Here is a 10,272-nt window from a genome sequence, read left to right on the forward strand (position 1 = left end):
TCGGGTGAGCGGTTGAGGAAGACCGGATGACGACTGTTTCCAGCCAGGCCACCCCCTCACCCCAACCCTCTCCCCTCAAGTGGGGAGAGGGAGCAGAAGGCAAGTTCGCCCACTTTGGTTACTTACTCACAAACATGTATTCCCCTGAACCGACCTCTAGCGCTATCTTGCCGTCTTTGCGGCTCAACACCTTGACCTCGCGCGGCAAACTCTTGCCGCCTTCGGTGACGGAATTGCCCGGCAGAACCACCTCAGCCACGGCATTCGCCGGTACCGTCAGCTTCAACGAAAAGCCGCCTTCGCCCTGATCCCATTCGGTCGAGATCCGGCCCAGCACGCTGTCGTAATCGCCGCCACCGGTCTTCACCCGTCCATCAAGCACCGGGGCAAAGCGGAAGCGCCGGAAGCCCGGCTCGACCGGATCGATCCCGGCAATCCGCCGGAAGACAAACCCCGTCACCGCCCCCAAGGCATAGTGGTTGAACGAATTCATCGACACGTCGCCGACATCACCGTTCCACCGCTCCCAGATGGTCGTCGCCCCCTTGGCCACCATGTAGCCCCACGATGGGAACTCGGTCCGCAGCAACAGATTATAGACGATGTCAGAATAGCCGGCGTCGGCCAACACATCCAGGCTGCTCGGGGTCCCCAAGAACCCGGTGGTCAGCAACATGCCGCGGCGCTTGATCTCGGCGACCAGATGCGCCGCCGTCGTCGCGCGCTGCTCCGTCGGGACGAGGTTGTATTTCAACGACAGAATATAGCCCGTGTGCGATCCGTTGCCGACCGTCCCATCGGCCCGCACAAACGCCTTCACGTAGGCGGTGCGCACCTTCTCGGCCGTCGCACGATACACGGCCGCTTCGGCCGCGCGGCCGCTGGCCTGGGCCATCGCCGTCATCATATCCAGCGACATCTTCCACATCGCCGTGGCGACCAGGTCCTTGGGCGTGGTCGGATCACCGGGCTCCTTGGCGTCCAGCGCCACCCAGTCGGCATAGTCGTGGCCGCGCTTATTGAGCCACAGATAGTCCGGGTTATTGACCTCCAGGAAGCGCATATAGCGCGTCATGGCGTCCCAGTTCTCATCGATGACGCTGGTGTCGCCATAGCGCCACCACACCGTCCACGGCAGGATAACACCGGCATCGGACCAGCCGGGCGAAGCACCATGTTCGCCCCAGGCTTCATCCCAGGCATTGGGCGCGAAATCCGGAAACGCGCCGTCCTTCGTCTGGGCGTCGCGCACATCGTTCATGAATCGCCGCGTAAAGGCGACCACATTCATATTGAAGGCCGCCGCGTCCCAGAACACCCCGGCATCCCCCATCCACCCCAAGCGCTCGTCGCGTTGTGGGCAGTCGGTCGGCAAACCGACGAAGTTCGACCTCTGCGACCAAAGCGTATTCTGCCAAAGCTGCTGAATCACTGGATTGCCGATGCGCAGGTGACCGGTCTCCGGTAGGTCGCTGTGAATGACCTGGCCGACGACGTCCTTGGCATTCGGCGTGCCGGGATAGCCTTCGACCTGGACATAGCGAAAACCATGATAGGTAAAGCAAGGCTCCCACCGCTCATGGTCGCCACCTTTAAGGATATAGGTGTCGGTACATTTGGCGGCGCGCAGATTCGCCTGATCGACCTCGCCCGACGGCAGCAGATATTCAGCAAACTTTAATGTGACGGTATCGCCCGCCTGGCCCCGCACGATTAGCCGCACCCAGCCGGCAAAGTTCTGCCCGAAATCAAAGACATAAACACCCGGCTTTGGCTCAGTGATGGCATTGCTGGGCCGCGTCTGGGTCTGGCGGATCGGTTGCGAATCCTGCGCCTTTAGAGTACCCGCGGGCAATGGGGCCAATCCGGCGGCGTTCCAGCTCGTCGCATCAAGCCCGCCCTCGGACCAGCCGGCGATCTCCTTACGCGCGTCGTAGGTCTCGCCATTATAGATCTCGCTCATGACGATAGGTGAGGGGGTAATCCGCCACGAGTCGTCCGTCCCAACAGTCGTATGACTTCCGTCGGTGTAGGTGATTTCGAGCTGCGCCAGGTACCGCAGCGGCGGCGGACCATAGGCAAAACGCCCGGCCGGTGCATTGTAGCTACCATACCATCCGTCACCAACGATGGCGCCAATAGCGTTCTCGACGCCCGCTTTCACCAATTTTGTAACGTCATACGTTTGATATAACACGCTTTCGCGGAAGTCGGTGCTCTCCGGCGTCAGCAGGGCATCACCGACCCTCTGGCCATTGATCCAGGTCTCGTAGCCACCCAGGGCCGAGGCATACAGCCGTGCCCGCGCCACCGGCTTATCGGCCGAAAACGCCTTGCGCAGCAAATAGGCGCCTTTGCCGGGCAGGGCCTCCATCTGGTAGTCGGCTGTCTTGGCGACGGACCACGCAGCGTCATCGAACGCCGGCATCATCCATCCGGCATCGGCGACCAACGCCGTGCGCGTCCCGGCGCTGGAAAAACGCTGGGTGCGGCCGTCCTTGAACCTCGCACGGATCAGGATGGCCATGGCGTTTTCGGGTTGATACATGGCCAGGAAGCCATCCGGATCCTTGACCTCGATGGCGACGACATGATCGCCCTTGCCCAGCGACACGGTCGATTCCGCCACCTCGCTCTTGCCGAACCGCGGCGCGCTATCGTCGGGCAGGGCGACGGCCTTGCCATCCACCCACAGCCGGTAGCTGTTGTTGGCAATGGTGACTAGGGTCGTCTCGGCCGCTTCGGCCAGGTTAAACTTTAGGCGAAACTGGCGCGGCGCCTGGTTGGGCGCCCGGCCTCCCGCCACCCAGGTCAGGCCGGCTTCGCGATCGGCGCGCGAACCTTCGTCCTCGGCGGCGATCCACTTGGCCGACCAGTCGGATGGCTGCAACAGTGCCATTTCCCAGGTCGCCGGCATACTGCGCGCGCTGTTGCCATGATTGTCCGTGACCAGGACATCCCAGAAGACGCGTTGCCGCGACGCCAACGGCTTGCCGGCATAGGTCACATCGAAACACCTGTCCGACTCGACCTCGCCGGAATCCCACAGGTCGGCCTGGCCGCCGGCCAGCCCTTCATTCGACGACGCCACCCGCACGCGGTACCTGGTCTGCATCGTCTTGCGCTGGGGCGAGACGAGTTGCCATGACAATCGCACGGTCGCGTCATCAAGCCCGAGCGGATTGGTCAGGCTATTGGCCTGGAGGTTACGCACCACGAGTCCGCTTTGGGCCAGGGCGGGCGCGGCGGTGGCAACGGAGGTGAGGGCGGCGGCGGTCATCAACCCGCGACGGGACAGTTTCATCTGGCATTTCCTCGTTTATTTTTGTTTTTCCCAATAACGCGGGGGCAACCTTTTTGGCGATCTGAAACCGCCGCGCAGCGGCATCATCGTAAAAGGGGATGCACAGATTACACCGATTTCCGCAGATGAGGTGTGGTGCCCTTTCTTACTTCATCTGTGTAATCTGTGTAATCTGTGGACCCACTTAAGGAAAAATGCCGCTGCGCGGCGGGTTCAAATCATACTGCTTACGCCTGCTCGGCCAAACTATAGATGCGTTCCATCTCCAGCCAGGTCGAGCCCTCCGGTCCGAACGGCAGAGGCTTCTGGAACGTCCGCATCAGCGCATCCCACGCCGCAACATCCGGATTATCGCCATCCCGCTCAGCCTTTGCCGAAGGATCGAAATCCAGCCCCTGTTCCATGATCAACACCATGCGGTCCCCGACCTGCCAGATCTCCAACTCGCGGATATCATCCGCCCGGATAGCCGCCGTCACCGCAACCGGCACGGCCCCGGCCGCATGCCACGCCTTATACCGTTCAATCCGGTCGCCATCGTCGTAAATATCGACGGCATAGACCTTGCGTACCGTCGTCATTCGGGAATATTTTCCTTGAAAACAGCCTGGATGCGGATCGGGATAAACGGCTTCAGCGCTTCACCGCGAACGATCTGCGCCAGTTGATCGATCGCCTCGCGCGCCTCGACTCGCGGATTCTGGTCGATCACGGCATCTATCACCCCTGACAGCAAAAGCCGCCGCGTATGTTCGGTCAGCTCATGGCCGATGAAGACGATCTTGCGCGCCATGCCGGTCTCTTCCAGAGCCTTGGCGATACCGCGATTGCCGGCGCCGATATTGTAGATCCCGGCCAGTTCCGGATATTGCCGCAGCAACAACCGGCATTCCTCATAGGCGCGCTCGTCATTGTCCTGGACCTCGCGCAGTTCGACAATCGACAGACCGGGATAGTCCTCGCGCAGGATGTGCCGAAAACCCATCTCGCGCTCTTCATGGCCGCGATAGGACAGCGACCCGGCAAACAGAGCCAGCTTAGCCGGCCCCTTGGGCAGCAATCGCCCCAGCAGATAACCGCTCAGCCGGCCGGCGGCGCGGTTGTCGATACCGATATAGGATTCCCGCGGTACGTTGGAAATGTCGGAAATCAGGGTGACCACATGGGTGCCGGCATTGCGCACCTGACGCAGCGCTTCACGGACCAGCGGATGGTCCAAAGCAATCACCCCGACGCCGCGCGATTTCCCGGCCAGCTTCAGCAGGGTGTCGGCCAGCGCATAGGGATCGAAGCCCTGGATGAAGTGCAGCCGCAATTCGATATCGCCGCGGTCGGCAGCGACCTCTTCCAGCGCGGTGGCTAGGTTCTGCATGAAGCTGTTGCTGCCGCTGGGCAGCAGGAAGTCGAGTGCCACCGGCGCCCGGCTGATCCCGGTATCGGGCGATTGAGCGATGTAACCGAGCTTGGTGGCGGTCTGGAAGACGATGTCGCGGGTGCGGTCGCGCACGCCGGGGCGGCGGTTCAACACACGATCGACCGTGGCGGTCGACACACCGGCCTGGCGGGCGATGTCGATCAGGGTGGCGCGATCGGCCAAGTCGGTCTCCTCCGGGAGGTTCGCGCCGCTTCTGATGTAGCGCTGTTATGCATCAAAATACATCGCGTCGCCGGCACTGTGTCAAGCGGATTTATCGTGGTCGATCGGGGTGGCGGGCGCGCAGGTCCGGCTGTAAAAATGCTAACCATCGAAAAAATAATGACAAAATGCCAAGTCTCGGAGTCCATCACTAAAAATTACACGTATGATGTATGATGATCTGTTGACATCATCATCGATGCGTCTATGACTCTTAGCCAGCAAAAATATAAGCCGACAGGGACTTCGGAAATTACATGGCGCAGTTGTATCAACGCAGCTATACGCGTCGCGAACTGGCGGCCCACACCGGCCAACTCTCTCAGTTCGCCGGCGTCCGTCTGATGACCCTGGACGACGGGGTTGAACGCGGCGTGCGCATGCTGGAATTCCGCACCGGCAGCGGCCTGCGCTTCACCGTCATGGTCGACCGCGCCATGGACATTGCCGATTGCGAACACAATGGCCGCGCCGTCGGCTGGCATTCGCCATCGGGTTTCCAAAACCCGGCCCTGCATCAATACGAAGGCGAGGGCGGTCTGGCCTGGTTCCGTGCCATGTCGGGCCTGATCGTCACCTGCGGCCTCGACCACATTCTGTTCATGGACGAAGACGACGCCACCCAATACAACTACGGTCCCAAAAAGACGGTGAAGTCGTCGCTGCACGGCCGCGTCTGCACCATTCCCGCCCGCCTGACCGGCTACGGCGAAAGCTGGGACGGCGACCAATGCACCCTGTGGGCCGAAGGCATCGTGGCGCAGTCGACCGTCTTCGGCGAGGACCTGCACCTGATCCGCCGCATCGAAGCCACCGTCGGCGGCGACGATATTCGCCTGACCGATCGCGTGATGAATCACGGCTTCTACCGAACGCCGCACATGTACTGCTATCACATCAATGTCGGCCACCCGATCCTGGCCGAAGGGGCGCGCTACGTCGCCCCGATCAAGGACGTCGTCTGGGCCGCCCATGCCGGCGACGACTACCAAAAGCAAAATGTCGGCTATCGCACAATGCCGGCGCCGCAGATGAACTTCGACGAACAGGTCTGGCAACACGACATGGCGCCGGACGCTGACGGCAAGGTCAAGGTCGCCCTGGTTAACGACGCCATCGGCTTTGGCTTCGCGGTCGAGACGTTGAAATCGCAGTTCCCTGCCATGTACGAATGGCAAAACCTCCAGGCCGGCCATTATGCCTTGGGCATCGAGCCCTCCACCAACCATGTTTACGGCAAACAATTCGCCCGCGAACGCGACGAACTGATCTGGCTCGAACACGGCGACGAGCGCCGCTACGACACCACCCTGCGCATCCTCCCTGATGCCGAAGCCGTCCGCGCCTATTGCTCCCGCATAGCGGACGTCACACCTGCGCCGGAGGTGGACTATCCGGTCCCCTCCGGTCTTTTTCCCAAGATCGTCAGGGACTGACCCATATGCACGGCAAGACCATTCTTTATACCGGCGCGGCCGGCGGGCTAGGGCTCCAGACCACCTTACGGTTCCTCGAACGCGGCGCCACGGTGGTAGCGGTGGACCATGACGACGCCAAGATGGCCGCCCTGACCTCCGCCGCCGCCCCGATCACCAATGGCCGCCTGGTGCTGCTGCACAGTGACATGTCGGATCTCGACGGTTTCCGCGCCGGCCTGAAGCAAAAGCTGGAAGAAACCGGCGGCTTCGACGTCGTCATCAACAACGCCGCCATCTACCCGTCGAAACCGTTCGAAGGCTACACGGTCGAAGAGCATCAATTGGTCCAACGGGTCAATGTCGACGCCGGCATCGTCGCGGTCCAGGAAGCCTTGCCCGGCATGAAGGCGCGCGGTTTCGGCCGTATCGTCAATGTCGCTTCGGTCACCGTCTACGGCGGCTGGGCCCTGCTGTCGCCCTACGTCGCCTCGAAGGGCGCCCTGGTCGGACTGACCCGGGCCTGGGCGCGCGAATTCGGCGTCTACGGCATCACAGTCAATGCCATATCACCCGGCGCCTTTCCGACCGACGCCGAAAAGATCCATCCCGATCCTGACGGCTACACAAAGTTCGTCCTCGACCATCAGGCGGTCAAACGTCGTGGCCATGTCGGCGACATCGCCAATGCGATCGCCTTCCTCGCCTCCGAAGACACAGGTTTCATCACCGGCCAGACGCTGAATGTCGATGGCGGCTGGGTCATGCATTAACCCCCTGAAAAAACACACCATGTCCATCCTCAAAGGTATTCGCGTCCTCGACTGCTCCATCGCCATGGCCGGGCCGTTTGCTGCCCAGCGCCTGGGTGACATGGGGGCTGACGTCATCAAGGTCGAGCCCGTCACCGGCGAGTGGCAACGCCACGCCCCGGCCGGCGGCGCCTGGGGCAAGGAGATTAACGTCTCCTTCCTGTCGTTGAACCGCAACAAACGCTCCCTGGCTGTCGATCTGAAAGCGCCCGAAGGCAAGGCGCTGCTGCTGGAACTGGTCAAGACCGCCGACGTCTTCCTGCAAAACTACCGCCCCGGCGTCGCGGCGCGCCTCGGTGTCGATTATGAAACCCTGTCGGCGATCAATCCGCGCCTGATCTATGTCTCCATGTCGGGCTATGGCGAAGATGGCCCGTACAAGAACTATCCCGGCCAGGACCTGCTGCTGCAATCCATGTCCGGCGCCATGATGTCAGCCGGCCGCGCCGGTGAGCCGCCGTCGCCGGCGGGCCAATACCTGGTCGACGCCATCACCGCCTATTCGGCCTTCGAAGGCGCCCTGGCAGCCCTGTTCCATCGCGAACGGACGGGTGAGGGGCAAAAGGTCGAAGTTAACATGCTCGACGCCATAACCACCATCCAGATGCAGGAACTGTCGGTCTTCACGGTCGGCCATAAGCCTCAGGCGCGTTCGGCCGAACCGCACGCCCACTGCTATATCCGCGCGCCCTACGGCGTCTTCCGCACCAAGGATTCCTACCTGACCATTGCCATGGCGCCGCTGAAGCTGTTGGGCGAATTGCTGGGCGATCCCTTCTTCGAAAACCTGCAGGACCAGACCGATTCCTGGACCTACCGCGACGAAATCTACGCCCGCACCCAGGCCGGCCTGATGGCCAAAACCACCGACGAATGGCTGGCCCTGTTCCGCGCCGTCGATATCTGGGCCGGCCCGGTCTATGGTTACGAAGACCTGGTCAACGACCCCCAGATCGCCCACAACGGTACCTTTGTCGAATACGACCACCCGACCGAAGGCCGGGTCAAGGTGCCGGGCTTTCCGATCAAATTCTCCAAAACCCCGTCGACGATCGAACGCGGCGCCCCGCGCATCGGCGAACACAGCCGCGAAGTCCTCAAAAGCCTTGGCAAGAGCGATGCCGAGATCGATGCCCTGCTGAGCAGCGGTGCCATCCGTCAGGCGCCTGAACTGCAACATGCTTAAGGGCTCCGCCTTCAGAGGCCTGACCTGGGATCACCCGCGCGGCTTCAACGCGCTGGACGCGGCGTCCAAACGCCTCGACCTGACCTGGGACAAACACAGCCTGGAAGGGTTCGAAACCCACCCCATCGCCGACCTGTGCGCCCGCTATGACCTGGTCGTGCTGGACCACCCCCATGTCGGCGAAGCGGTCGCCGCCGACTGCCTGCGCCCGCTCGAAGATATTTTCACGGCCGACGACATCGCCACCTGGTCGCGCGACTGCATCGGGCCGTCCCTGGCCAGCTACCACTTTGCCGGCCGCCACTGGGCGCTGCCGCTGGACGCCGCGACCCAGGTCATGGCCTGCCGCAGCGATATCGATACAGTTCCAGTAAATTGGAAGGATGTCCTGGCCGCCCCGTCACTGGTCATGTCGCTGTCCGGGCCGCATGCCGCCCTGACGTTTCAGTCGATCTGCGCCAGCCTCGGCGACCGTTGCGGCGGCGACACCTTCGTCACCCGCGACACCGGCGAGGAAGCCTTCGACCTGCTGGCGCAACTGACCGCCAACAGCCCCGAAAAACTGCGCGATTCCAATCCGATCGCCATCCTGCAATATCTCTGCGACCACGACGACGTCGCCCTGTGTCCGCTGGTCTACGGCTATGTCAACTACGCCCCGCGCCTGCGTTTCGCCAATGCGCCTTCCGGCCCTGCCGGCATTGGCAGCACCTTGGGCGGGACGGGAATTGGCATTTCCAAAAAATGCGAACTGACACCGGACCTGCTGGACCACCTGCGCTGGCTGATGTCGCCCAATACGCAGATCGACTTCATTCCGGCTCATGATGGCCAACCCTCTCTGCGCGCCGCCTGGCTTGACGGCGGCGTCAACGCCCGCTGGGGCGCCTTCTACCGCAACACCTTCAATACCCTGGAAGCCGCCTATGTCCGTCCGCGCCATGACGGCGCCATTCGTTTCCAAACCGCCGCTTCGCAGCGCCTGCGCGATGCCCTCTATGACGGCACCACGCGCAACCTGATCGACGACCTGAACGCCCTGTACGAGGCCACCCAATGACAGATGAACTCCTGTTCGAAGTGGACGGCCATATCGCCGTCATCACCATCAACCGCCCGGCCAAGTTGAATGCGATGACGCCGGACATGGCACACGCCCTGGAACACGCGATCGCGCAGTGTAATGCCTCGGACACCATCCGCTGCATCATCGTGACGGGGGCAGGGGAGCGCGCCTTCTGCGCCGGCTCGGATATCCGCATCTTGGACGACTACGAAACCCCGTGGCAGTTCCGTAACCGCGACGACTATTGCGACGCCATCCGCCTGTGCCAGAAGCCGACCATTGCCGCAGTCAACGGCTATGCCTTCGGCGGCGGACTGGAGACGGCGATGTCGTGCGATATCCGCATCGCCTCGAACAACGCCCAATTCGCCGCGCCGGAAATCAAGCTGGGCTGGATCGGTGGCGGCGGCATGGCGGCAGGCCTCGTCCATTCGCTCGGGGGGGCCAATGCGGCCCTGATGATCCTGACCGGCGATCCGATTTCGGCGCATAAGGCCGAGCAATGGGGCCTGGTCTCCGAAGTCACTGAAGTGGCCGATTTGATGCCGCGCGCCCGTGCGATTGCGCAAACCATTGCCTCCCGCGCCCCGATCGCCGCCGAAACCGGTAAGTTGAACCTGCGAGCCGCCCACACCATGCCGTATGAAAAAGCCGTGGAATACGAGCGCGACCTGCAAACCATCTGTTTCGCCACTGAAGACGCCCGCGAAGGCCGCGCCGCCTTCAAGGAAAAGCGTGCACCGGTGTTCAAGAGACGCTAGACGACTGTTGGACAACCGCTTCTTTTTCTCCTCCCCGCTTGTCGGGGAGGGGGACCGCTCGAGTGAGTGGAGGCCTAAGGTCGAAGACCGAA

At 62.3% G+C, this 10,272-nt stretch carries 8 protein-coding genes; 5 read left to right on the top strand and 3 right to left on the bottom strand.

Annotation, left to right across the window (positions count from 1 at the left end; all coding sequences use genetic code 11):
* Window positions 1-118: 118 nt before the first annotated feature.
* The 3 genes from ABI_RS19765 to ABI_RS19775 all read right to left on the bottom strand — a co-directional run bounded on the left by ABI_RS19765 (window position 119) and on the right by ABI_RS19775 (window position 4,901).
* Entirely contained in the window at window positions 119-3,304 is a 3,186-nt protein-coding gene (locus ABI_RS19765) for an alpha-L-rhamnosidase (RefSeq protein ID WP_006274838.1), read from the bottom strand.
* A gap of 227 nt (window positions 3,305-3,531) precedes the next feature.
* Window positions 3,532-3,885 carry an L-rhamnose mutarotase gene (locus tag ABI_RS19770; RefSeq protein WP_006274839.1) on the bottom strand — a complete coding sequence of 118 codons (354 nt, stop codon included), beginning with the start codon at window positions 3,883-3,885 and terminating at the stop codon, window positions 3,532-3,534.
* The gene (locus tag ABI_RS19775; protein ID WP_006274840.1) at window positions 3,882-4,901 is read right to left on the bottom strand and encodes a LacI family DNA-binding transcriptional regulator; all 1,020 of its coding nucleotides are present in this window, start codon (window positions 4,899-4,901) and stop codon (window positions 3,882-3,884) included. Before ABI_RS19775 ends, ABI_RS19770 begins: the two co-directional genes overlap by 4 nt.
* A gap of 296 nt (window positions 4,902-5,197) precedes the next feature.
* On the opposite strand from ABI_RS19775, the gene ABI_RS19780 reads away from it, so the two are divergent.
* Genes ABI_RS19780 through ABI_RS19800 form a run of 5 tightly spaced genes read left to right on the top strand, consistent with a single transcriptional unit; the run spans window position 5,198 to window position 10,180 of the window.
* Window positions 5,198-6,376, top strand: a complete 1,179-nt coding sequence (locus ABI_RS19780) for an aldose 1-epimerase family protein (protein WP_006274842.1) — start codon at window positions 5,198-5,200, stop codon at window positions 6,374-6,376.
* Between the two features lie 5 nt (window positions 6,377-6,381).
* Window positions 6,382-7,128, top strand: a complete 747-nt coding sequence (locus ABI_RS19785) for an SDR family NAD(P)-dependent oxidoreductase (RefSeq protein WP_006274843.1) — start codon at window positions 6,382-6,384, stop codon at window positions 7,126-7,128.
* 19 nt (window positions 7,129-7,147) lie between these two features.
* Window positions 7,148-8,353: a CaiB/BaiF CoA transferase family protein gene (locus tag ABI_RS19790; protein ID WP_006274844.1), complete on the top strand. Its 1,206-nt coding sequence runs from the start codon at window positions 7,148-7,150 to the stop codon at window positions 8,351-8,353.
* On the top strand, window positions 8,346-9,413 hold the full coding sequence (locus ABI_RS19795) for a type 2 periplasmic-binding domain-containing protein (protein WP_006274845.1): 1,068 nt from the start codon (window positions 8,346-8,348) through the stop codon (window positions 9,411-9,413). The genes ABI_RS19790 and ABI_RS19795 overlap by 8 nt, the downstream gene beginning before the upstream one ends.
* Complete coding sequence (locus ABI_RS19800) at window positions 9,410-10,180, top strand: enoyl-CoA hydratase/isomerase family protein (protein WP_006274846.1); 771 nt, start codon at window positions 9,410-9,412, stop codon at window positions 10,178-10,180. The genes ABI_RS19795 and ABI_RS19800 overlap by 4 nt, the downstream gene beginning before the upstream one ends.
* Window positions 10,181-10,272 lie beyond the last annotated feature (92 nt).

This window comes from Asticcacaulis biprosthecium C19 (genome assembly GCF_000204015.1).
Taxonomy (GTDB): Bacteria; Pseudomonadota; Alphaproteobacteria; order Caulobacterales; family Caulobacteraceae; genus Asticcacaulis; species Asticcacaulis biprosthecius.